Below are 22,602 nucleotides of genomic sequence, written 5' to 3' on the forward strand. Positions count from 1 at the left end.
ATCAACTGTGGGCGCTGGCGTGCCTGCGATGCAGGCAACTCGGTATGCCTGATGGACCCAGGTGATGCCATCGCAGGCAAGCCAGCTCCAACATCTGAATCGGTTCCCACTGAGCAGCCCGCATCTTGGGTTAGCGACCGAGGTAAACCTCGATCACTCGCTCATTTTCCTGCACGTGTTCCAGCGACCCTTCGGCCAGCACGCTGCCCTGGTGTAACACCGTCACGTGGTCGGCAATCGAGCCGACAAAGCCCATGTCGTGCTCCACCACCATCAGCGAATGTTTGCCCGCCAGGCGCTTGAACAGTTCGGCGGTGAATTCGGTTTCGGCGTCGGTCATGCCCGCCACGGGTTCGTCCAGCAGCAATAGCTGCGGGTCTTGCACGAGCAGCATGCCGATTTCCAGAAACTGCTTTTGCCCGTGTGACAGCAAGCCCGCCGGACGCTGCGCCGAGGCGCTCAGGCGCAGGGTGTCGAGCACTTCATCGATGCGGTCTTTTTGCTCGCCGCTCAAGCGTGCGCGCAGGCTGGCCCACACGGATTTGTCGGTTTTCTGCGCCAGCTCCAGGTTTTCGAACACGCTGAGGGCTTCGAACACGGTGGGTTTCTGGAACTTGCGGCCGATGCCGGCCTGGGCGATCTGCACCTCGCTCATGCCTGTCAGGTCGAGGGTTTCGCCGAACCAGGCCTTGCCGTGGCTGGGGCGGGTCTTGCCGGTGATCACGTCCATCAGCGTGGTCTTGCCCGCGCCGTTGGGGCCGATGATGCAGCGCAATTCGCCGACGCCGATGTAGAGGTTCAAGTCGTTGAGCGCCTTGAAACCGTCGAAGCTGACGCTGATGTCTTCCAGGGTCAGGATTGTGCCGTGGCGGGTGTTGAGGCCCTTGCCGGCGGCCTGGCCGAGGCCGATCGCATCGCGGCTGCTGCCCGCGTCTTTGTTTGGCTCAAGAATGGGTTCGAGCATAAATTCCGCCGTCGCTGTGACTCTCATTGTTCACCCCGTTTCTTCAACAGGCCGATCACACCCTTGGGCAAATACAAGGTGACGAGGATGAACAGCGCCCCCAGAAAGAACAGCCAGTATTCCGGAAAGGCCACCGTGAACCAGCTCTTCATGCCGTTCACCACACCGGCGCCGAGCAATGGCCCGATCAGCGTGCCACGCCCGCCCAAGGCCACCCACACGGCGGCTTCAATGGAGTTGGTCGGCGACATTTCGCTGGGGTTGATGATGCCCACTTGCGGCACATACAACGCGCCCGCGAGGCCACACAACACCGCGCTCAACACCCACACAAACAACTTGAAGCCACGCGGGTCATAGCCGCAGAACATCAAGCGGTTCTCGGCATCGCGCAGGGCGGTGAGCACGCGGCCGAACTTGCTCTGCGCCAGGCGCCAGCCGGTGTAGAGGCTGGCGACCAGCAACACGACCGTGGCAAAAAACAGCACCGCCCGCGTGCCCGGCTCGGTAATCCCAAAGCCCAGAATGCTGCGGAAATTGGTGAAGCCGTTATTGCCACCAAACCCGGTCTCGTTGCGAAAAAACAGCAGCATCCCGGCGAAGGTCAGGGCCTGGGTCATGATTGAGAAATACACGCCCTTGATCCGCGAGCGGAAGGCGAAGAAGCCAAACACCAGGGCCAGCAACCCCGGCGCCAATACCACCAGGCACATCGCCCAGAGGAAGTGCTCGGTGCCAACCCAATACCAGGGCAGTTCGGTCCACGACAAAAAGGTCATGAACGCCGGCAGCTCATCGCCGGACGCCTGGCGCATCAGGTACATGCCCATCGCATAACCGCCGAGGGCAAAGAACAAACCGTGGCCGAGGGACAGCATGCCCGCATAGCCCCACACCAGGTCCAGGGCCAGGGCGACGATGGCGTAGCAAAGGATCTTGCCCACCAGCGTGAGGGTGTAGGCCGACACGTGCAGCGGGTTTTCCGGCGCCAGCAGCGAACACAAAGGCAACGCCAGCAGCAGGATCAGGATCACCGCGCCGACGGCTATCGTCAGCGTGGGGCCGGCCTTTTGCGTGGCCGTAAGCATCAATGGCTGGTTCATCAATCGATCACCCGTCCTTTCAGTGCGAAGAGTCCTTGCGGGCGTTTCTGGATAAACAGAATGATCAGCGCGAGGATCAGGATCTTGCCGAGCACGGCGCCGATCTGCGGTTCGAGAATCTTGTTGGCGATGCCCAGCCCGAAGGCGGCCATGACGCTACCGGCCAACTGGCCGACACCGCCGAGCACCACCACCAGGAACGAGTCAATGATGTAGCTCTGGCCCAGGTCCGGACCGACGTTGCCGACCTGGCTCAGGGCCACGCCACCCAGGCCGGCGATGCCGGAGCCCAGGCCAAAGGCGAGCATGTCCACACGCCCGGTGGGCACGCCGCAGCAGGCGGCCATGTTGCGGTTCTGGGTGACGGCACGCACGTTGAGGCCCAGGCGCGTCTTGTTCAGCAACAGCCAGGTCAGCACCACCACGCACAGCGCGAAGGCGATTATCACGATGCGGTTGTACGGCAGCACCAGGTTGGGCAGCACTTGAATGCCGCCCGACAGCCACTGCGGGTTGGAGACTTCGACGTTCTGTGCACCGAACACCAGGCGCACCCACTGGATCAGCATCAAACTGATGCCCCAGGTGGCGAGCAGGGTTTCCAGCGGACGGCCGTAGAGGTTACGAATCACGGTGCGTTCCAGGGCCATGCCGATGGCGGCGGTGACAAAAAACGCCACCGGCAACGCGATCAATGGGTAGAACTCGATGGCCGCGGGCACGTAGCGCTGCATCAGCAGTTGCACCACGTAAGTCGAATAAGCGCCGAGCATCAGCATCTCGCCGTGGGCCATGTTGATCACGCCGAGCAGGCCGAAGGTGATCGCCAGGCCCAGGGCCGCAAGCAGCAGAATCGAACCCAGGGACATGCCGCTGAAGGCCTGGCCGAGGATCTCACCGACCATCAATTTGCGTTTGACCTGCGCCAGGCTGGTCTCGGCGGCGGTATGCACGGCGGCGTCGGTTTCGACCCCCGGCGCGAGCAGGGCTTCGAGGCGCGTGCGCGCCAGCGGGTCGCCGGTGCTGCCGAGCAAGCGCACGGCAGCAAGGCGCACCACGGGGTCGGTATCAACCAATTGCAGGTTGGCCAGGGCCAGGCTGAGGGCGGTGTGCACGTCTTCGTTGGTTTCGGCGGCCACTTGCTGGTCGAGGAATTTGAGCTGCGCAGGCTGCGCGGTTTTTTGCAGGGTTTGCGCGGCGGCCAGGCGCACCTTGGGGTCGGCGGCGAGCAACTGCTGACTGGCCTGCACGTTGTCGATCAAGCCACGCAGGCGGTTGTTCAGGCGCACGGTTTTGGTTTCGCCGTTGAGCGTGATCTGGCCTTGTTGCAGGGCGTCCACCAGCTCGATGCGTGCCGGGTCAGGCTGGGCAGCCCAGTCCTGGAGGAGCTTGGCTTGTTGCATCGGGTTGGCGTTGATGAAGTCTTCGGCGTCGCTGGCGTGTGCGGCGAAGGGCAGCAACAGCAGGGCGGCGAGGATGAGGCGGTATAGGGCAGTGGGCATACAAAATGTCCTGATTATGCACGGACAATGTGGGAGCGGGCTTGCTCGCGAAAGCAGTGGCTCAGTTCCGGATGCGTCGACTGACACACCGCTTTCGCGAGCAAGCCCGCTCCCACATTTAGACCGAGTCGGTCTTAGTTGCTCTTGACGGCGTAATCCGGCTTCTTGTCATTGCCAGGGATGTACGGGCTCCATGGCTGCGCACGAATCGGCTCCTGGGTCTGCCACACCACCGAGAACTGCCCGTCAGACTGGATCTCGCCGATCATCACCGGCTTGTGCAGGTGGTGGTTGGTTTTATCCATGGTCAGGGTGAAGCCCGACGGCGCGGCAAATGTCTGCCCGGCCATGGCTTCGCGCACTTTGTCGACGTCGGTGGACTTGGCTTTCTCCACCGCCTGCGCCCACATATGGATACCGACGTACGTGGCCTCCATCGGGTCGTTGGTCACCGCTTTATCCGCGCCCGGCAGGTTGTGGGCCTTGGCGTAAGCCTTCCAGTCGGCGACGAATTTCTTGTTCACCGGGTTCTCCACCGACTGGAAGTAGTTCCAGGCGGCGAGGTTGCCCACCAGCGGCTTGGTGTCGATGCCGCGCAGTTCTTCTTCACCCACGGAGAAGGCCACCACCGGTACGTCGGTAGCCTTCAGGCCCTGGTTGGCCAGCTCTTTGTAGAACGGCACGTTGGAGTCGCCATTGACGGTGGAGATCACCGCGGTCTTGCCACCGGCCGAGAACTTTTTGATGTTGGCCACGATGGTCTGGTAATCGGCGTGGCCGAACGGGGTGTAGACCTCTTCGATATCTTTGTCGGCTACGCCTTTGGAGTGCAGGAACGAGCGCAGGATTTTGTTGGTGGTGCGCGGGTACACGTAGTCGGTGCCGAGCAGGAAGAAGCGCTTGGCGCCGCCGCCTTCTTCGCTCATCAGGTATTCCACCGCCGGGATCGCCTGTTGGTTGGGCGCCGCACCGGTATAGAACACGTTCGGCGACATCTCTTCGCCTTCGTATTGCACGGGGTAGAACAGCAAACCGTTGAGTTCTTCGAACACCGGCAGCACGGATTTGCGCGACACCGAGGTCCAGCAGCCGAACACCACGGCGACTTTGTCCTGGGTCAGCAGCTGACGGCCTTTTTCGGCGAACAACGGCCAGTTCGATGCAGGGTCGACCACCACCGGCTCGAGCATCTTGCCGTTCACGCCGCCTTTGGCGTTGATCTCGTCAATGGTCATCAACGCCATGTCTTTGAGCGAGGTCTCGGAGATTGCCATGGTCCCGGACAGCGAGTGCAGGATGCCGACCTTGATGGTCTCGGCGGCCTGCACGGTCCAGGTCAGACCCATGGCGGCAATGGAGGCGGACAGGGTGAAAGCCTTGATCAAACTGCGACGCTTCATGGTGCGATCTCCAGAAACTCAAGTTGTTATGAGGGCATTGCACAGGCTTTTGCAAAGGCTGTGCCGAGGTGCACGCGGGCGCTTGTTTGCGCAGCAGACGGACGCTGCCGGGCCGGGCGCGCGCACCAGATCGGCGCGCTGGCGGGGTGGGCGTGCACGGGGTGCGCTGAAGTGGTGCCGGGGTCGACAACTATCTAGCGCCGCCTGGAATCTCGTTGATGGAACAGTGACCGCTCCTCACTTTCCAAGGACTGAACTTATGCCACGTACCCCAAGAGTCGCTGCGCCGCAGCCGACCCTGCCGGTCTTGAGCCCGCCGTTTATCAGCGCCGACGATGCCGCGCGTTGGGCCTATGGGCAGGCCGACTACGCAGCGGCCGACAAGGAATTGGGTGGCGCGATCCTCAAGCAGGGCCACTACTGGTTTGCCACGACGCCTGTGGCCGACCAGCACGTCACCTTCGATCATCGGATCGTGCTGGCCACCGACGCCGAGGATAATTTCATCGCCCCCGAGGGCTATACCTGCGAGGCGCTCTATCACTCGCACCCGCCGGACATGGCGCAGGTGAAGCGGCACAACCCCGGCATGAGCGATGAGCAGGCCTCAGTGTTCATCAGTTTTTTCTCGCCTGCCGACCTGCGTTTTATCATCGAACACCGGCGTTCAGTGGTGGCGCACTATGTGTTCGGCCCCGAAGGCTCATTGCTCAAATACGTGAGCAGTGGCTCGGCGGCCGAAGTGCTATTGAGAAAGCGCATTGCCGGTGAGGAGCCATTCGCGCCCTCGGCAGACTTCGAGTCGTTGATCTGGCAGGCCGCGCAAGCCGGCGATCTGCGTGTGGTGGTGGCCAACGCGCACTGGGGCGGCGTGCGCGGGCGGGTCAAGCACGGCTGGCGGATCAACGCCGGCGTCACGCAGGTGACAGAGGAACAGCCGTTCTGCACGCCGGTCTTCGAGCGTGCAGACCTGGCGCTGATGGCCGCGCGCGCGTTGTTCCCTGAAGGCTCAGCTCAGGGTTTTGTGCTTAAGCACACGCGCGGCGAAGCGTATGTGGCGACTTACCCGGAGGCCCTTGGCACGCCGTTGTTCTCTCCCGCAGCACGGTTTCCGTTGCGCGCCGATGGCCAGTTACGCCTGCCCTCAAATTTTCGACTGGAGGCCATCTACTACCGCGCCACGCCCTTGGCCGCGGACATTCCCGCACGTGAACCCTGGCTGTTTTCCACCTTCTTCACTCCCGCCGAAGTGGCCGCCGCCATCACCCAGTCGCGCGCGACCCTGGCGCTGCAGGACAAGGCGCGTGGGCTCCAGCTGTATCTGCAGGCGTCGGATGGCGCGCTGCTCAAACTGCAAGTGCCCGGCGCCGAGACCGACCTGGCCGGCGCTGATGTTGACGACAACGGCGCCCAGGCCGCGCTGTTGGCCGGCACGCTGAGCCCGCGTGGCTATGTGCGCCGGGTGATTGCCTCAACGACGGTGTCGGTAGTGGCGGCGGGGTTGCTTTGGCGAACGGTCGGCCCGGTAGACAATCGCTCGGCGGTGCTGGACGGTGTTTCGCGGGCGGTGATAAGCCGCGCCTTTATTTCGGCTCACGATGCGGCGGTGTATGCGCACGAGCAGATAGGGCGGCGCCGCGAGCGTGCCTACGGCGGCTACGTGCTCAAAGACGCTAAAGGACATTTCTTTATCACCGCGCCTGAGGCAAGTGATGCCAACCCGTTCGCCCAGTTGCTGTTTTTTTCTGCGGATGGGCAAGGCCCGATGATTCCGCCTGAGCCGTATCAGGTATTTGCGCGTTACGGCTCGCACCCCGCGCTGTCGATGGTCGACCCCGAGTGGGTGGCGCAACGACGCTGGAGCCGTGAAGACGCGCTGATCAACCTGCAGGTTTTTTCCGCCGATGAAATCCACGCTGTGATCAGTCACAGGCAGCCGGCCTATCTGTCGGCCGGCGAGGATTGTTTACTGGCGTACACGCCGAGTTTTTCCAGTGCTGAGCAACGGCTGCTGAGCCAAACTGCGCCGCAACCGGGTGGCAGTGCCGCTCAGCAACGGCTGGACAGCGGGCAGGTCAAGCCTGCGCAATGGGTCATCGTGCTGGCCGAAGCCGGTGATTTGCGGGTGATCCTGGGCAATGCCTTGTGGGGCCCGCGCTCGCCGGTCTATGACGACTGGACTGCGTACTTTGACTATGCGCCAAGAGTCGGCGCGCCGGACTACGCGACCTATGGCGCGCTGTTTGCCAGCGCAGACGCGGCCGCTCGCAACCTTCACGCACGGGTTCATGGGCGCAACCTTGCCGAGCAGGCGTACTTCGGTTTTATTCTCAAGCACAAGGACACCGAGCAATACCTGGCGAGCGAGGTCGCAGGCGCGGGCGACCAGAATGCCCTGTTCAAGCTCAACCGTGTGTTTGCCCCGATTGCGGCCGGCGATTTCCGTTTTCCTGACGGGTTCGTTCTGTGTGGATTGTTTCGTTCGCAGCAGTGGCAACCGGCGGGCCTGCCTGCCCCGACCGCTTGGCTGACCCGCTACTTCGTGATGCCCAAGGTGCTGTACGTCGCCCTCTACGACACCAAGCGCGCGGGCGAAAAATACAACCATGGCAAAAACCTGCCGGTGTACTTCTCGACCGAGGAGGGCGCCTTGCTGCGGTACGTGTCGCTGCCCTTCAACGTGGGAAGTGGCGGCCCGGTGGACAGGGTCCTTGAGGAAGATGAACGCTTGTTGATTTCGGGCCAGAAGACGGCGCAAGCCTTTGTTCGCGACTGGGCCGACCGAGGTGAACTCAAGGTGATCCACACCAGCCAGTGCTGGGACACCCCGGGCGTGGTATCGCGTACCTGGGCCGGCTACGAACACCTGGCTCGACGCCGGTTGAGCCCGGCCTTCGCCAGCGCGGATGATGCGGCGCGTTATGCCGCCGACATTATCGGCGAGGGACGCCGCCGCACTTATGGCGGGGTGCTGCTGCGGCAGGCGGATGGCCTGTACGTGGCGACGGACCCATTGGCCTTGCCGCCCCAGGGTTTTGCGCTGAACTGGGTGTACCCCGATGTGGCCGTCACTGGCGGGCTTTATCCCCATGGCAGCACTGTCGTGGCGCACTACCGCTCGGTGCTTGGCGAGGAGACGCAAATGCTGTTGGCCGCCGAGCAAAAGGCTATCTACCAGAGCATGCTGCCCACCGCCGTGCTGTCGAACCTGTTGCACCGTGACCCGCGCATACAGCGCGAATACCTGTTCGGGCCCCACGGCACGATCCTGCGTTACCAGTTGACCGGCTCGGTGGAGGAAGCGGCGCTGAAAGCGCGTCTGGTGCCCCTGAACCCACTGAACGGCAACCAAGTAGACACCGAGGTCGAACGCCAACTGCGGGCCGGTACCCTGCTGTCGGGTGACTTCGTCGGCCAGGTCGCCAAGGCCGGCGACCTGCGCGTTATCAAGGGCAATGCGTTGTGGGGGTTTGCCCGGCGCGTGAGCGCGCCTTTCGTGGCGAATCTGGCGACCCTGCCGGCCCTGGAGATCAAGCAGGTATTCGCCGATGCACCGTGCAGCCCGATCTTTGCCCGCGCCGACGACGCCGTACGTTATGCACAACGATTGGCATCGCCCCGGCCAGAGGTGCAGTTCGGTTACGTGTTCAAGGCCGTCAATAAAAATGCCTACATGACCACTCTGCCGCTGGTGCGCGGGGATTACACGCGGCTAGAACAGGTTTTTGCCGACGGGTTGCTGCCCCAGGGCTATGGCTTGGATGGCCTGTATTTAGGCGCCTCTATCGCTGCGATTGCGCCGCCCGGCGATGCCATGGCCACCAGCTTCTTCACTCCCCAGGCGTTGGCCAGTGGCGTCGGCTTCGTCAGCAATTTGTCCAAAAGCCGAGGCTTGCCGCTTTACCTGCTGTGTGCCGACGGGGCGCTGCTCAGCTATGTGGTCAACAAGAACGGCCGGCAATTGGCCTACGCGATGCTCAGCCAAGCGGGCGCCATCGCCCGGCGCATGCTTGAGGGCAGCTCGACCGTCGCAAGCTTTGTCAGAGAACTGGCGGCCAAGGGCGCGCTGGAGGTGCGGGTGCGCAGCACCGTGTGGGGCAAGGAGCAGGCCGTGACGGCGCAGTGGCAGCCCAACGCCGAACCCTGGCCGTTCGAACACAACCCGCACGTGCTGTCATTTTGTGGGCCGTTGTTCAGTCATGCCGATGACGCGGCGCGCTGGGCTCGCAAGCAGGTGGGCCCGTTCAAGGGCGTCGAATACCTCGGCGCGGTGCTGACCTGTCCCGGGATTACGGGGTTTGTGCCACTTGACCCGATAGAGGACCGCCACGCCTGGCTGCAGGACACGATTGTGAAACTGTTCCGGTTCGAGCGCGCCGGGCTTGAGGTCACGGTCGCTCACCCGCTGTTCGGCTACGCCGTCAACGCCGTCCAGGCCTTCTACAAAGGCATGGCTGCCGTGCCGAACCTGCAGGCGCAGGAATGGAAGCTGCTGAATAATTTTGTCTCCGGCAACGAGCTGAGGTCGTACCTGGACATCGTCAAGATCAACCGCCCCGTCGCCGAGAGTGTGTACCTGACGTGCCGAGGCGGCGCGCTGCTCAAGTATGTGCCCGGTTTCACGGCGGCCGAGACGCAATTGCTGAGTGCCGGTGCGTCGGTTTTGCCCAGCGCGTTGGTCAGCGGTTTGTGGGCGGCCGGCCAGCTTGCGGTGCTGGAAACCGACGCCTTCTGGACCCGCGCAGGGGTGTTGGGCACGGCGTGGCAAGCCAACCTGCAGGCCGAACCTGACCCGCTGGACGTCCAGTACGGTCGGGACAAGGACGAACTCTGAGGTGTTATCAGCGCTTGCGCATCAGCCCGATAAAAAACAGTCCGCCAATCGCCGCCGTGGCCACGCCGATCGGCAAATCCTCGGGGGCGATCAGCGTGCGTGCGGCCACGTCGACCCACACCAGGAACACGCTGCCCAGCAGCACGCACACCGGCAATAAACGCCGATGCTCGGCGCCGACCAGACGCCGGGCAATGTGCGGCACCATCAGCCCCACAAAACCGATGGAGCCGCTGATCGACACCAGCACTGCGGTCATCAACGAGGCGACCAGGAACACCTTCAACCGTACAGTGCGTGCGTTGAGGCCGAGGGTCACGGCGGTCTGTTCGCCGGCCATCAAGGCATTGAGCGGGCGCGCCATGCTCAGCAGCAACAGCAAGCCCAGCAGCACCGTGATACACGGAATCGTCAGCAGCTCCCACCGTGCGAGCCCGAGCCCGCCAAGCATCCAGAACATCACCGCCGACGCGGCGCGGTGGTCGCCCATGAACAGCAACAGGTTGGCTGCCGCCATCATGACAAACGACACGGCCACGCCGCACAGCAGCAGGCGATCGCTCTCCAGTCGCCCGTTGCGGCTCGCCACCGCCAGCACCACCAGCATGCTCAGCAGCGCGCCGATAAAGGCGGCGATGGGCAGCGTGAGCAGGCCGATGATTTCCCCCACATGCAGCACCACGATCACCGCGCCGAGGGTGGCGCCGGAGGTCACGCCCAGCAGGTGCGGGTCGGCCAGCGGGTTGCGCGTCACCGCTTGCAACACCGCACCGATCAGCGCCAGCCCGGCGCCCACCAGTGCACCGAGCAACATGCGCGGCACGCGGATCAGCCAGACGATGTGTTCCTGCCCGGTGCTCCAATTCACTTCACCGAGGCCGAACGCCTTGTTCAGCACAATGCGCCACACCACGTCTACCGGCACCCGCGCCGAGCCGAACCCCAGCGAAATCACGCAGGAGACCAACAGCAACGCACCCAGGGCGCTTAACAGCAGGACGTAGCGCCGCGTGATCATTCGCCGTGGAACCCCTTGGCCAGGGTTTCCACCGCCAGCACGTTATCGATGCCCGGCGTGGCCTGCACGTAGGGGATCACGATAAAGCGCTGATTACGGATGGCGTCCACCGATTGCAGGGCCGGGTTGTTGAGCAGAAAGTGCGCCTTTTGCTCGGCTGTGACTTCGCTGTAATCGACGATCACGATCACCTGCGGGTTGCGTTCCACCACTGTTTCCCAGTTGACGCGGGTCCAGCTGGCGTCGATGTCATCGAGAATATTGCGCCCACCGGCGGCCTCGATCAGCGCCTGCGGCATGCCCAGGCGGCCGGAGGTCATGGCGCGGTCTTCGCCGCTGTCGTAGAGGAACACGCGAGGCTTCTGGGCGGGCAGGTCTCTTTGCACCTCGGCGACGTGCGCCTGCATCTGCGCGATCAAGGCGTTGGCGCGGTCCTGCACGTCGAAGATCCTGCCCAGGTTGCGCAGGTCGTTATAGGTGTCTTCCAGCGTGGCGGCGGGGCGCTTCATCACAAAGGCGCACGACTCGGTCAGCTCATACACGTTGATGCCCAAAGGTTGCAGGGTTTGCGGCGTGAGGTCGCCGCCCACGCGCATGCCGTAGTCCCAGCCGGCGAAGAAGAAATCGACGTTGGCATTGAGCAGCGTTTCCACCGACGGGTACTTGCTCGCCAGCTCCGGCAGGCCGTCGAGGCTGCTGGCCATTTGCGGAGTGACCGACTTCCAGCCGGTCACTCCGCTGTAGCCGGCCATCTGCGGCTTGAGGCCGAGCGCGAGCATCATCTGAGTCATGTTGATGTCGTGGCTGACCGCATGTTTGGGCGCTTGCTGAAAGGTCACGTCGCGGTTGCAGCTTTTGACGGTCACCGGGTAATGGGTCGCTTGGGCGAACGCTTGGGCAGTGCCGAACATCAGGGCGAGAGACAACAGGGCGCGCAGGGTCATGGTTGGGTTATCCAGGTGATTCGGGGGTAGCCGGACAAGGGGTGAGTGTCGATCAGTGCGTCAACGCCAAACACGTCACGCAGCAATTCGGCGGTCAGCACGTGGTGAGGTGTGCCGTTGGCGACGATGCGCCCGTGGTTGATCACGTACAGGCGGTCACAGAAGGCGGCGGCCAGGTTCAGGTCGTGGATGCTCGCCAGGGTGCCGATGTTCAGGCGTTTGATCAGCCGCAGTAGCTCAAGCTGATAACGCGGGTCGAGGTGATTGGTCGGTTCGTCGAGGATCAGCAATTGCGGTTGCTGGGCCAACGCGCGGGCGAGGATGACGCGCTGCTTTTCACCGCCCGAGAGGGTGGCGAACGCATGGTCTTCAAAGCCCTGCATGCCGACCGATGCCAGTGCCGCTTGAATCAATTGTCGGTCGTGAAGCGTGTCGCCATCGAACAAGCCTTTATGAGGCGTGCGGCCCATGGCGACCACTTCATCCACACGTACACCGAAGGCGTCGGGAAATTCCTGCAGCACCACGGCGATGCGTTGTGCGCACCACTTGGCGCTGTGCTTCCAGACGTTTTGGTGTTCGAGCAGTACGTCGCCGTGTTCCGGTTTGGTGAAGCGATAGGCGCAGCGCAACAGGCTGGTTTTACCACTGCCATTGGGACCGATCAGCCCGACAAACTCCCCCTTACCGACCTGCAGGCTGGCGTCACGCAGTTGGAACTGGTGATTGCAGTGGTCGTGGCCCGGTGGGGTCCAGGTCAGGTCGGTGAGTGAGAGTGAGGCCATTCATATTCTCAAGGTCAGCGCAGATCAAACGACGTGGGAGCGGGCTTGCTCGCGAAGGCGGTGGTTCAGTGAAAGAAGTGATGGCTGACACACCGCATTCGCGAGCAAGCCCGCTCCCACAGGGTTCCATGGTGTATCCGTTAAAAGGTGTAATCCGCCGTCACGAAGAACGAACGTGGCTCACCCAAAATCCACTGCTGGCCGTTGTTGTACTGGCTGACCGCGTAAGTGCGGTTGAACAGGTTGTTCAGCTCCAGGCCCAGCGTGGTGTTGCGCATCGCCTTCCACGACACGGTCGCGTCGGCCACGGTGTAGCTCGGCACCTCGCTGCTGTTGGCGGTGTCGGCATACCGCGCGCTGACGTAACGCACCCCGGCACCGGCGCGCACATTATCGGTCACGGCCTTGCTCAGCCACAGGTTGGCAGTACGGTTGGGGACGTCCACCGGGCGGTTGCCGGCGCGGGACACCGCCTGGCCATTCACCGCTTCGGAAAAGTCGTCGTACTTGGCTCGCACGATGGCGGCGTTCGCTTGCAATTGCCAGGCGTTCGGCAGTTGCAGGTCGAGGCTGGCTTCCAGGCCGGTCGAGGATTGCTGGCCGACTTGTTGTTGCAGCGTGGTGCCGGGGATGTTGGTCAACAGCTTCTTTTTGACGATGTGATAGGCCGCCAGCGTCCACTCGCCGCGCGAGTCCCAGAATGCCTGCTTGATACCGACTTCGGCTTGTTTGGCGGTGGACAAGCCAAACTGCTGTTGGCTCGGGCTCAAGCTGATCAGGCTGCCGACGCCGTCGGTGCTGGTGGCGTATTGGCCGTAGACCGAAGTGTCCGGAGTGATCGCGTAGACCAGGCCGGCTTTCCAATTGTTGCCGGTGAGGGTTCTGTCGGCGTCCTGGTTCGCTGTGGTCAGGTCGTTGCTGTCGATGTGCAGATAGTCACGGCGCGCGCCGGTGATCAGCGACAGTTTATCGGTCAGTTGCAGGCGGTTTTCAGCGAAGGCGGCGAGCTGTCTGGTGGTGCTGACCGACTGCGCAATAAAGGGGCTGTCGCTTTCAAACGGTTGTGGCACGGGATGGTTGATGTCCACCGGCTGGCCGCCACCCGGCAGGTCGTCGAAGGGCGCGTTGCTCGCCAGACGGAAGCGAATACGGTTGTACTCGATACCTGTCACGGTCTGGCTGTCGAGGCCCAACAGGGTGTGTTTGAAGGTGAAGGTCTGGCGGTCGCCGACCTGTTCCTGATCGTGCTTGATGCCCAGGTAGCTCTGGCGTACGAGCCCGCCGTCCACATAGCTGTAGCTCTCGGCGTTTTGCCAGCGACGCTGGTTTTTCAGGTACGACAGCTCGTTGGTGGCCGTGACGTTGTCGTTGATTTGCCACTCGCTGGTCAGGCGTGTCCACTGGTCGTTGTAGTGCTGTTTGTCGTCGCTGACGTTGTAGTTTTTGTCGCGCAGGCTTTTGTGCAACTGGCCATTGATCAGCGGCGTGCCGTAGTAATTCTGCGGGGCCTGGTCGCCATAGTCGTGTGCCAGGGTGACGCTCAGGTTGTCGGCCGGCTGCCAGCGCAGGGCGCCGCTGACGAAGTCGCTGGCAGAGTCGCCGCGCGCTATGAAGCCGTTGCTGCGCAGGCGGTTGATGTTGAGGCGGTAGCTCAGGGTGTCGGTCAGCGAGCCGCCGCTGTCCAGGGCTTGCTGCTGGCGGTCATAGGAACCGTAGCCGAGGCGCAGGTGGTTTTCGATCTCGCCTTCAAACGGCTTTTTCGGCAGGGTGTTGACCACCGCGCCCGTGGCGCCCTGGCCGTAGATCACCGAGGCGGGGCCGCGCAACACATCCACGCGTTCAACCGACCAGGTGTCTACCGGGAAGGTGGAAGTGCCCGCGCCGTCGAACATGCGCTGGCCGTCGTACAGTTGCAGCACCGCACTCTGCCCGGTAAAGCCGCGCGCCTGCAACGAGGTGCCGCCGTCGCCCGGCGTGCCGGTGCGGCTGATGCCGGTGGCGCGCGAGATAGCGTCCTGCACACTGGCGTCGCCGCGTTCGCGGATTTTTTCGCCGGTCTGGCTTTCAACACTGCCAGGGGTTTGCAGGGCCGTAAGGTTCAGGCGCGAGCCCGCAGTGGTCGGGGTGTTGAGGTCGACGCGTTGGTCATCCACGGCGGTTGCGGTGACGGGGCTGGCGGGCAGGGTCAGGGCCTGGGCACTGGTGTGCAGGGCGAGCAGGCACAGGCCGGGCGCTAGGTACTTGTTCATCGATCAATCAATCACTTCTTGGAGGGGTACTCGCCGCAGTGCGCGGCGAGCAACGATAACGCAGAAAGTGTTATAAGTTAACACTTATTGGCTGCGGGACAAAAGTCGCGCAAGGCTACAGAAGGGCTCTGCCGTGGGCATCTCGCCTGCCTCATGCAGAACCTGAGGTAGATTCACGTTGGTTGAACACGCGCGCCAACACCAGCCGATCCAATGCCCACACCCCGATCAACGAGGCGCCGACCAAGGGGAAAATGATCGCCAGCGCCAGCATGATCCCCATCGCGGTTTTCCACTTCGGCACGTCATGGCGCAGCGGCGGCACACCCAGGCCACCGGCAGGCCGGCGTTTCCACCAGATCACCACGCCACTCACCGCGCTGAGCAAAATCATCAGGCAGATCAGCAGCACGATCAGTTGGTTGACCCAACCGAACATCTTGCCTTCGTGCAGCATCACACCCGTTTCGGTGGCGCGCGCCACCGTGTTGTAGTGTTCCCAGCGCACATCGGCTAGCACCTTGCCGGTGTATTGGTCCACGTGCAGGGTCGCGTCGTTGCGTGGGTCGTTGGCGAACACCGCGACGGTGAACACACCGTCGGCGGTGCTGGGAAAGGTGATGCTGTAGCCGGGTTCAACCTGGCGAGCATTGGCCAGATCGACCACCTGCTGCAAGCGCACGGTCGGCGCGGCCGGGCCCGAATGCATGGCGCCGTGGTTCATGTGTTCGGCGTGGTCGCCGGACATTGGCATCGGCGTGTTTTCCATCGCCCACGGCACGGTTTGCTGGCTGGCGGTATTGAGGCTGCGCGCCTGCTGATCCGACTGCGGCACGGCGTTCCACATCGCCGCCGGAAAGCGATTCCACAACGCGGCGTATTGCTTGCCCCAGAAGCCGGTCCAGGTCATGCCGCTGAGCAGCATCACCAATAAAAACGCCGCCCCCCAGAAACCGGCGACGGCGTGCATGTCGCGCCAGAACACGCGCCCACGCGCGTTGAACCGTGGCCATAACACCCCGGCCGACGACTTGCCGCGCGGCCACCACAGGTACAGGCCGGACACCACCAGCATCACGCCCCAACCGGCGGCGAGTTCCACCAGGCGGTCGCCGACGGTGCCGATCATCAGCTCACCGTGGAGTGCGCGGGCGATGGCTTGCAGGTTGTATTTGGCATCCTGTTCGCCAAGCACGGTGCCGCGGTACGGGTCCACGAATACGGTCACTTCGCGGCCGTTGTCATGCATCACGAACTGCGCGCTGCTGGTGGCGTCGGCCGGTGGCAGGTATTTACTGATTTTGCCCTGGGGAAAAGCTGCCTGCGCGCGCTGTAATTGCTCGTCGGCACTAAAGGCGTGTTCGGCGCTTTGCACGGTGAGAAGGTCGGCGTACATCAGCGGGTCGAGCTGGGGTTTGAACAGGTAGATGATGCCGGTGAGGGCCAGCAGCACCATGAACGGCGCGACGAAAAGCCCGGCGTAGAAATGCCAGCGCCAGGCCAGGTTGTAGAAGGAAATCTTTTGAGTGGTCATCAGGATGCTCCGCAAAGGCTTTAAAAATTTTTATTCAGTTATGCCGCCTTCGCGAGCAAGCCTCTCCCACATTTGAAATGCATTCCAAGTGTAGGAGCGGGCTTGCTCGCGAAGCTGTTAGAAGCTCATGTCCACCTTGGTCCAGAGCGTGCGCCCCGGTTCCTTGATGGCTTGCGGGTCGCTGGCCGGGTAGCCGAACCCGGCGTTGCCGGCCAGGTTCAAGTGCTCGGCGTAAGCCTTGCCAAACAAGTTGTCGACGCCGGTGCTGACCTTGAAGTGCTTATTGATGCGGTACGCCGCGTTCAGCGAGAACACGCCAAAACCGCCGCTTTTGTCGAAGTCCTTGCCGACCACGTTGCCCTTGTTCGGGTCGATGCGGTTTTGTGCTGCCACCACGCGCCACAAGGCACCGGCGCTCCAGTCGTCTTCGCTGTAGGTCAGGCCGAAACGCGCGTCCAGCGGCGGCATTTGCGGCAGGGCCTTGCCGTCGCTGGTGTTCTTGCCCCAGGCGTAGGCGAGGCTGGCATCGGCCTTCCAGTGACGCGTCAGCTTGTACGCCGCGCCGAGTTCGCCGCCCATGATGCGGGCATCGACGTTACGCGCCTGGGAGGTGGTGCCCATCATGCCGGGCGTGTAGTCGAACAGGATGAAGTCGCGCACCTGGCCGACATAAGCCGAGGCCCAGGCTTCTACGTCAGCGGTTTTGTACTGCGCGCCGAAGTCGAGTTGGGTGGTTTTTTCCGGCTTCACACCCTCGAAAGCATTCACTGAACCGACCGCGCCGGTGTTAGGGGAAAACAGCTCCCAGTAATCCGGGAAACGTTCCGAATGGCCCAGCCCGGCGTAGACAGTGGTGGGGCTGTCGGCCAAGTCGTGCTCATAGCGCACAAAGCCCGACGGCAGCGTATCGGCGCGGGTGTCGTCGGCGGTCGGGTTGGGGCGGGACATCATTCCTGAACCGGTCGTCTGGCGAAAATCCTTGGCCGAGGCGCGGTCCAGGCGCGCGCCGGTGATCAGGCGATCGCGGTCGGCGGCGTACCAGGTCAGTTCGCCGAACACGCCATAGTTGTGGAAGTTGGCGTCTTTGTTGCGCGGCAGATCCTTGTAGGTGTCGACGCCCATGCTGCTGCGCTGGCGGTGCTCGTTAGTCTGCGCGTCCAGGCCGCTGATCAGTTGCACATCGGCCCAGCGCCAGGTGGCCTTGATCCGCGCGCCGAGGGTGCGGCGGTCGACGTTGGAGGCCATGGGCCCGGCCATCATGCCGGTGCCGGACGGCGTGCGCAGGCTGTAGTTGTCCATCACATGGTCGGCGTAGTTGTAGTAGACCTGGGCTTCAACTTTATCCAGCACCTCGCCGATGTTGGATTTTTCGAAGCGCAGGCCCAGGCTTTCGCGCAGGAACTGCGAACCGTCCATGCCACGTCCGGCGTAGCGTGCTTCGCCATCGCCACGGCCGGCGGTAAGTTCCAGCAGGGTATCGGCGTCGGGGGTAAAACCGACGGCGACATCGCCGTTCCACTTGTCGTAGCGCGAGGCAACCGTGTCGTTGTTGCCGTCCTTGTAGTCATCGGCGTGTGCCTGGTTGCCGATCACGCGCACGTAGCCCAGCGGCCCGCCGGCGGCGGCATCGATGACTTTGTCGAAGCGCCCGTTGGAGCCGGCCAGCACGCTGGCGTTGACCCGCGTGCCCAGCTCGCCGAACTGCTCCGGCTCACGCTCGAACAGAATGGTGCCAGCCGACGCGCCCGGGCCCCAGAGCACGGTTTGCGGGCCCTTGATCACGGTGAGCTTGTCGTAGGTTTCCGGCGAAATGTAGGAGGTCGGTGCGTCCATCCGGCCTGGGCAGGCGCCGAGCATCATGCCGCCATTGGTGAGGATATTCAGGCGCGAGCCGAACATGCCGCGCAGCACCGGGTCGCCATTGGTGCCGCCGTTGCGCACCAGGGCGAAGCCAGGGATGGTCTTGAGGTAGTCGCCGCCATCACTGGCCGGCACCGGTTGGCGTGGGTCTTTGGGGTTGGTGATCACGGTCAGCGGCGAGCTGGGGGCAATCGCGGTGATCACCGTGGGGCTTAACTCATGATCGTCGGCGTGTACCTGTGGCACCAACAGTGCGCCACACAGAACAGCGAAAACGGGGGTACATCCCATACGGGTGTCAGCAGAAAACCTGGACATGAAAAATTCCATCAATCATTCGTAAACAACACGGCCAGCAGCCTGCGGCTGTCTGTCTAAAGTCGGCCGGTGTGAAGTAACGCGGTGAAAGGCTTACGCGGTGATGGGGGGCGCGCGGCTGCGGGCGCCGGGGAAAATGCTCTGCCGGGCATGGCCCAGGCGTGGGGCGGGGGTGAGGGCGTTGGCGGGTGGCGCGGTGCCGAGGGTGATATAGGACACGCTGCCGGGCAGGGCCGGGCAACTGAAGAGCAGGCTGCAATAGCCGCACTTTTCCCAGAGCACGTGGTGCTCGTCAGGCGCTTTGCTGTGTTGCGGTGCATCGCCATGGCAGCTGGGCATGTCCATGGACATTTCCATCGACATACCGGCGTGATGATCCATCGGCATCGCTTGGGAAATCAGCGGACCGATGAAGATCATCAGCATGGCGAACAGGCTGATCCAGCTGGCGCGCATCAAACCCAGGGGCTTGCGGCGTTGCGCGGATAACCTGGCGCGAGGGGCGCCCATCGAGGTTGGCCTATTGCGCGTGCATAGACTCGTGGCCAGCCGCTGGCGGCGTTTTCTGAACCGAAACTTCGACTTCAACCTTGCCGGCTTTTTCGAAGGTCAGGGTCAATGGGAATTGCTTGCCGTCGGCCAGCAGGCTGCGGTCTTTTAGGCCCAGCAGCATCACGTGATAGGCCATTGGCGCGAAGGTCAAATCCCCCTTGGCCGGCACGGCAACGCTGGGCACTTGTTGCATCTTCATCAAGTCGCCTTGCATCACATGCTCGTGCAGCTCGGCTTTGTCCGCTACCGGCGTCTCGACGCCAAGCAGGCGGTCCGGCGTTTCGCCGGCGTTATGAATCACGAAATACGCAGCGACGGTCGGCGCATTCGGTGGCAGCTCCTGTGACCAGGGATCGCTGACCAGCAGGTCGCCGGCCTTGTAGTCATCGGCATTCGCAGCAACACACACCGGCAGCAACAACGCAGCCAGAAGCAGGGAAGATTTGAGCATGGCAGTTCTCCAGAACGGTTCTAAACGCAGTTCACTTGCGAAGAAATCAGACCGTTGGAGACGCGCGCGGGTTGAGGCTCGGCCATTGCTGGCGCGGGGTAGGGGCTTGCAATGAAGGCGGCGGCAGGCTCTGCGCCGCTGCAAAACGGGTGAGATACAACTGCGGCACATGCCCCGGCAAGGCCACCAAAGGTGGTGAGCCCGAGCAACACCAGCAGTGCTGCATGGTGGAGTGGTCGTCCTGCTGCGGTGCCGGAATGTCCAGCTTGCCCAGGGCAATGGTCTTCAGGCTGGCGCCATTGGAGGAGCAAAAACTGCCCCACAGCAATTGCTGAACAGGGTCGCTGGACTGCTGCATCGCACTCGCCATCGGCATGGCAAAGGCGTTGAACAGCACTGCAAAGCAGGCGATCCACACAATTGCAAAGCGTTGACGGGCCATGGCGGACAATCCGTAGGGTTAAGCGATCAGGTGCGTATTTAGCCTGATCGGTGGGGATAAGTAAAAAAGGCCGGTGTGGTTTGGTGTCGCAGTGGTTGTCTACAGGATAGCCGGGAACCACAGATTGCCAATTTTGCAGATGGGCCGCGACATTCAGCGTGACGCTGAACCCTGTGGGGGCTGGTTTGTGTTCGGCGGTGGATGGAGGCGTATAGGAACGTCCGACAACGATTCAAGGTTGTCCCTAGGAAGATGGAACTCTAGTCTCCGTACACCGCTGAAAACTCAGCGAAACACTCGCCTCGGCCGATGCGCTGAGGTGCGACCTTGCCTTTGACCTGGATGGCCCGAAACCAGAGCAATTGCTCGGCGTTGCGCAGTTGATTGAGCTGGCGCAGTTGCTGGCCGATCGAGTGCACATGGGCGTCGGACAAACGAAAACTGCAGCTTGATAACGCAGTTCCAAATGTGGGAGCGGGCTTGCTCGCGAAGGCGGTGTATCAGTAACGGCGAGGCTCACTGACCCACCGCCATCGCAGGCAAGCCGGCTCCCACACTTATTTGTGCCTGGGCAAATTTTGCACCCGCCACAAACCAAATGTGGGAGCCGGGCTTGCCCGCGATAACGGTGGGTCAGCCAGTGATTGATTGGCTGACCCAGCGCCTTCGCGAGCAAGCCCGCTCCCACATTGGAAAGGTGATGTTTAGAGAATGTTGACGGCCTGTAGCACCGCAGCCACGTCGGTGAACTCTCGATCTACCGCAGCCAGTACTGGACGCTTCAAGACAAGCACCGGTATTCCCCGCTCCCGCGCCACTTCCAGCTTCGGCTCGGTCGCCGTGCTGCCGCTGTTCTTGCTGATCAACACATCAATCCCACGCCGCTCAAACAACGCGCGCTCGTCTTCAATCAGAAACGGCCCACGTGCGCCGATGACTTCACAGCGTGCATTGCCGGGATACACATCCAGCGCGCGCAGCGTCCAGAGCTGATCGGCGGGGATCTCATCAAGATGCTGCAATGGCTCGCGCCCCAGTGTGAACAACGGGCGCTTGAAGGGTCTCAACGCTTCAACCAGCTCGGCCCAATCACTCACCTCACGCCAGTTATCGCCTGCCTGCGGCTGCCACGCCGGACGGCGCAGCGCCCAGCAAGGGATGCCGCACAGTCGCGCCGCCTGCGCGGCGTTCCGGCTGATCTGGGCGGCATACGGATGGGTGGCATCGAGGATCAGGCTGATGTGTTCATCGCGAACAAACTGCGCCAGCCCTTCAACCCCGCCATACCCACCGACGCGCACGTGGCAGGTGAGGTCGGTAGGCACCCGGCCCACACCGGCCAGACTGTAGATATGTTCAGGCCCCAGCGTACGCGCGATGGCCAGCGCTTCGGTCACGCCGCCCAACAGCAGGATGCGTTTCATAACGGCTTGACCACTTCCAGCAAGGTAATCGGCAACGCCTGGCGCCAGGTGTCGAAGTCGCCCAGCGGCTGGGCCTGCGCCACGTGAATGCGAGTCAGCTCGCCGCCGTGCTCTGCGCGCCAGGCCATCAGGGTCATTTCGCTTTGCAGGGTCACGGCATTAGCGACCAGACGGCCGCCCGGGCGCAGGTGCTGCCAGCACGTGTCGAGCACGCCGTCGCGGGTAACGCCGCCACCGATGAAAATCGCGTCCGGTGCTTCCAAACCGTGCAGCACGTCCGGCGCCTTTCCACGAATCAATTGCAAACCGGGCACGCCAAGGGCGTCGCGGTTATGTTCGATCAGGCCTTGGCGGCCTGCGTCGGCTTCAATCGCCAGCGCGCGGCAGCTGGGATGGGCACGCATCCATTCAATGCCGATGGAGCCACTGCCCGCGCCTACGTCCCAGAGCAACTCGCCGGGCATCGGTGCGAGGCGGGCGAGGGTCATGGCGCGCACGTCACGCTTGGTCAGTTGACCGTCGTGCTGGAAGGCTGAGTCCGGCAGGCCGGCGAGGCGCGACAGGCGCGGTGTGTTGGCGTCGGTCACGCAGTCAATGGCGACGAGATTCAAATCCGCAACCGAGGCGTGTGGCCAATCAACCGCCAGCCCTTCAATGCGCTGTTCATCCGCGCCGCCCACGTGTTCAAACACACTGACACGGCTGGCGCCAAACCCGGCCTGAACCAGTAGCGAGGCAATCGCCGCAGGGCTGCGCCCATCGTTGCTCAACACCAGCAACCGCACGCCGCTGGCCAGATGCGCATTCAGCGCCGCCAGCGGCCGCGCCACCACCGACAACGTCACCACGTCCTGCAACGGCCAGCCCAATCGCGCCGCCGCCAGCGACACCGACGACGGCGCCGGTAAAACCAGCAACTCTTCAGCCGCCACCTGCCGCGCCAGGCTGGCGCCCACGCCATAGAACATCGGGTCGCCGCTGGCCAGCACGCACACAGGTTCGCCGCGTTGCGCCAACACGGGCGCCAGGGAAAACGGGCTCGGCCACAGCTGCCGCTCACCACGAATACACACCGGCAACAGGTCCAGCTGACGCTGGCCGCCTATAATCCGGGAGGCGCGCAACAGGGCATGCCGGGCGTTTCTGCCCAGCCCCTTGAAGCCGTCTTCACCGATGCCTACTACCGTCAGCCAGGGCGACATATCAATTCCTTGAACGACAT

The 22,602-nt window shown here is 63.0% G+C and carries 16 protein-coding genes and 1 pseudogene; 2 read left to right on the forward strand and 15 right to left on the reverse strand.

Going from position 1 to position 22,602, the window contains the following annotated elements; all coding sequences use genetic code 11:
* Window positions 1-130: 130 nt before the first annotated feature.
* The 4 genes from urtD to urtA all read right to left on the reverse strand — a co-directional run bounded on the left by urtD (window position 131) and on the right by urtA (window position 4,969).
* Entirely contained in the window at window positions 131-991 is an 861-nt protein-coding gene (gene urtD / locus AACU78_RS21420) for an urea ABC transporter ATP-binding protein UrtD (protein ID WP_106577672.1), read from the reverse strand.
* On the reverse strand, window positions 988-2,067 hold the full coding sequence (urtC, locus tag AACU78_RS21425; RefSeq protein ID WP_106577673.1) for an urea ABC transporter permease subunit UrtC: 1,080 nt from the start codon (window positions 2,065-2,067) through the stop codon (window positions 988-990). The genes urtD and urtC overlap by 4 nt, the downstream gene beginning before the upstream one ends.
* Entirely contained in the window at window positions 2,067-3,569 is a 1,503-nt protein-coding gene (urtB, locus tag AACU78_RS21430; protein ID WP_106577674.1) for an urea ABC transporter permease subunit UrtB, read from the reverse strand. Before urtB ends, urtC begins: the two co-directional genes overlap by 1 nt.
* 134 nt (window positions 3,570-3,703) lie before the next feature.
* The gene (gene urtA / locus AACU78_RS21435; RefSeq protein ID WP_106577675.1) at window positions 3,704-4,969 is read right to left on the reverse strand and encodes an urea ABC transporter substrate-binding protein; all 1,266 of its coding nucleotides are present in this window, start codon (window positions 4,967-4,969) and stop codon (window positions 3,704-3,706) included.
* A gap of 259 nt (window positions 4,970-5,228) precedes the next feature.
* On the opposite strand from urtA, the gene AACU78_RS21440 reads away from it, so the two are divergent.
* Window positions 5,229-9,803, forward strand: coding sequence for a hypothetical protein (locus AACU78_RS21440; RefSeq protein ID WP_106577676.1), 4,575 nt, complete (start codon window positions 5,229-5,231; stop codon window positions 9,801-9,803).
* Between the two features lie 7 nt (window positions 9,804-9,810).
* Here AACU78_RS21440 and AACU78_RS21445 read toward each other — a convergent pair whose 3' ends face one another.
* The 9 genes from AACU78_RS21445 to AACU78_RS21485 form a co-directional block, all read right to left on the reverse strand.
* Window positions 9,811-10,821 carry a FecCD family ABC transporter permease gene (locus AACU78_RS21445; RefSeq protein WP_106577677.1) on the reverse strand — a complete coding sequence of 337 codons (1,011 nt, stop codon included), beginning with the start codon at window positions 10,819-10,821 and terminating at the stop codon, window positions 9,811-9,813.
* Window positions 10,818-11,765 carry an ABC transporter substrate-binding protein gene (locus tag AACU78_RS21450; protein WP_106577678.1) on the reverse strand — a complete coding sequence of 316 codons (948 nt, stop codon included), beginning with the start codon at window positions 11,763-11,765 and terminating at the stop codon, window positions 10,818-10,820. The genes AACU78_RS21445 and AACU78_RS21450 overlap by 4 nt, the downstream gene beginning before the upstream one ends.
* Window positions 11,762-12,550, reverse strand: coding sequence for an ABC transporter ATP-binding protein (locus AACU78_RS21455; protein ID WP_106577679.1), 789 nt, complete (start codon window positions 12,548-12,550; stop codon window positions 11,762-11,764). Before AACU78_RS21455 ends, AACU78_RS21450 begins: the two co-directional genes overlap by 4 nt.
* A gap of 140 nt (window positions 12,551-12,690) precedes the next feature.
* On the reverse strand, window positions 12,691-14,799 hold the full coding sequence (locus AACU78_RS21460; RefSeq protein ID WP_106577680.1) for a TonB-dependent receptor: 2,109 nt from the start codon (window positions 14,797-14,799) through the stop codon (window positions 12,691-12,693).
* Between the two features lie 151 nt (window positions 14,800-14,950).
* Window positions 14,951-16,333: a PepSY-associated TM helix domain-containing protein gene (locus AACU78_RS21465; protein WP_106577681.1), complete on the reverse strand. Its 1,383-nt coding sequence runs from the start codon at window positions 16,331-16,333 to the stop codon at window positions 14,951-14,953.
* A gap of 117 nt (window positions 16,334-16,450) precedes the next feature.
* Window positions 16,451-18,511, reverse strand: a complete 2,061-nt coding sequence (locus AACU78_RS21470) for a TonB-dependent copper receptor (protein ID WP_106577768.1) — start codon at window positions 18,509-18,511, stop codon at window positions 16,451-16,453.
* A gap of 93 nt (window positions 18,512-18,604) precedes the next feature.
* On the reverse strand, window positions 18,605-18,967 hold the full coding sequence (locus AACU78_RS21475) for a DUF2946 domain-containing protein (RefSeq protein ID WP_106577769.1): 363 nt from the start codon (window positions 18,965-18,967) through the stop codon (window positions 18,605-18,607).
* A gap of 64 nt (window positions 18,968-19,031) precedes the next feature.
* Entirely contained in the window at window positions 19,032-19,514 is a 483-nt protein-coding gene (locus AACU78_RS21480; protein ID WP_106577682.1) for a copper chaperone PCu(A)C, read from the reverse strand.
* A gap of 46 nt (window positions 19,515-19,560) precedes the next feature.
* Complete coding sequence (locus tag AACU78_RS21485; RefSeq protein ID WP_106577683.1) at window positions 19,561-19,956, reverse strand: DUF2946 domain-containing protein; 396 nt, start codon at window positions 19,954-19,956, stop codon at window positions 19,561-19,563.
* A 284-nt stretch (window positions 19,957-20,240) separates the two neighbouring features.
* On the opposite strand from AACU78_RS21485, the pseudogene AACU78_RS30120 reads away from it, so the two are divergent.
* Window positions 20,241-20,408 (forward strand): annotated as a pseudogene (locus tag AACU78_RS30120) (DUF6124 family protein); the annotation flags it as partial.
* Window positions 20,409-20,660: 252 nt separating this feature from the next.
* Here the strand turns inward: AACU78_RS30120 and AACU78_RS21495 are convergent.
* Together AACU78_RS21495 and cbiE are read right to left on the reverse strand one after the other, a co-directional pair.
* Window positions 20,661-21,380, reverse strand: a complete 720-nt coding sequence (locus tag AACU78_RS21495) for a cobalt-precorrin-6A reductase (RefSeq protein ID WP_106577684.1) — start codon at window positions 21,378-21,380, stop codon at window positions 20,661-20,663.
* Window positions 21,377-22,582 (reverse strand): precorrin-6y C5,15-methyltransferase (decarboxylating) subunit CbiE, encoded by a 1,206-nt coding sequence (gene cbiE, locus AACU78_RS21500; RefSeq protein ID WP_106577685.1) that lies wholly within the window; start codon window positions 22,580-22,582, stop codon window positions 21,377-21,379. The genes AACU78_RS21495 and cbiE overlap by 4 nt, the downstream gene beginning before the upstream one ends.
* Window positions 22,583-22,602: the final 20 nt, after the last annotated feature.

Origin of the sequence: Pseudomonas sp. R9.37 (assembly GCF_963878885.1) — a bacterium.
Taxonomy (GTDB): Bacteria; Pseudomonadota; Gammaproteobacteria; order Pseudomonadales; family Pseudomonadaceae; genus Aquipseudomonas.

Bases quoted from the DNA above. Each gene is read 5' to 3' on its own strand.
- AACU78_RS21450 (WP_106577678.1), bottom strand. From the start codon at position 11,765: ATGACCCTGCGCGCCCTGTTGTCTCTCGCCCTGATGTTCGGCACTGCC.
- AACU78_RS21445 (WP_106577677.1), bottom strand. From the start codon at position 10,821: ATGATCACGCGGCGCTACGTCCTGCTGTTAAGCGCCCTGGGTGCGTTG.
- AACU78_RS21480 (WP_106577682.1), bottom strand. From the start codon at position 19,514: ATGCTCAAATCTTCCCTGCTTCTGGCTGCGTTGTTGCTGCCGGTGTGT.
- cbiE (WP_106577685.1), bottom strand. From the start codon at position 22,582: ATGTCGCCCTGGCTGACGGTAGTAGGCATCGGTGAAGACGGCTTCAAG.
- AACU78_RS21440 (WP_106577676.1), top strand. From the start codon at position 5,229: ATGCCACGTACCCCAAGAGTCGCTGCGCCGCAGCCGACCCTGCCGGTC.
- AACU78_RS21475 (WP_106577769.1), bottom strand. From the start codon at position 18,967: ATGCGCGCCAGCTGGATCAGCCTGTTCGCCATGCTGATGATCTTCATC.
- AACU78_RS21455 (WP_106577679.1), bottom strand. From the start codon at position 12,550: ATGGCCTCACTCTCACTCACCGACCTGACCTGGACCCCACCGGGCCAC.
- AACU78_RS21470 (WP_106577768.1), bottom strand. From the start codon at position 18,511: ATGTCCAGGTTTTCTGCTGACACCCGTATGGGATGTACCCCCGTTTTC.
- AACU78_RS21485 (WP_106577683.1), bottom strand. From the start codon at position 19,956: ATGGCCCGTCAACGCTTTGCAATTGTGTGGATCGCCTGCTTTGCAGTG.
- urtD (WP_106577672.1), bottom strand. From the start codon at position 991: ATGAGAGTCACAGCGACGGCGGAATTTATGCTCGAACCCATTCTTGAG.
- AACU78_RS21465 (WP_106577681.1), bottom strand. From the start codon at position 16,333: ATGACCACTCAAAAGATTTCCTTCTACAACCTGGCCTGGCGCTGGCAT.
- AACU78_RS21460 (WP_106577680.1), bottom strand. From the start codon at position 14,799: ATGAACAAGTACCTAGCGCCCGGCCTGTGCCTGCTCGCCCTGCACACC.
- urtB (WP_106577674.1), bottom strand. From the start codon at position 3,569: ATGCCCACTGCCCTATACCGCCTCATCCTCGCCGCCCTGCTGTTGCTG.
- urtC (WP_106577673.1), bottom strand. From the start codon at position 2,067: ATGAACCAGCCATTGATGCTTACGGCCACGCAAAAGGCCGGCCCCACG.
- AACU78_RS21495 (WP_106577684.1), bottom strand. From the start codon at position 21,380: ATGAAACGCATCCTGCTGTTGGGCGGCGTGACCGAAGCGCTGGCCATC.
- urtA (WP_106577675.1), bottom strand. From the start codon at position 4,969: ATGAAGCGTCGCAGTTTGATCAAGGCTTTCACCCTGTCCGCCTCCATT.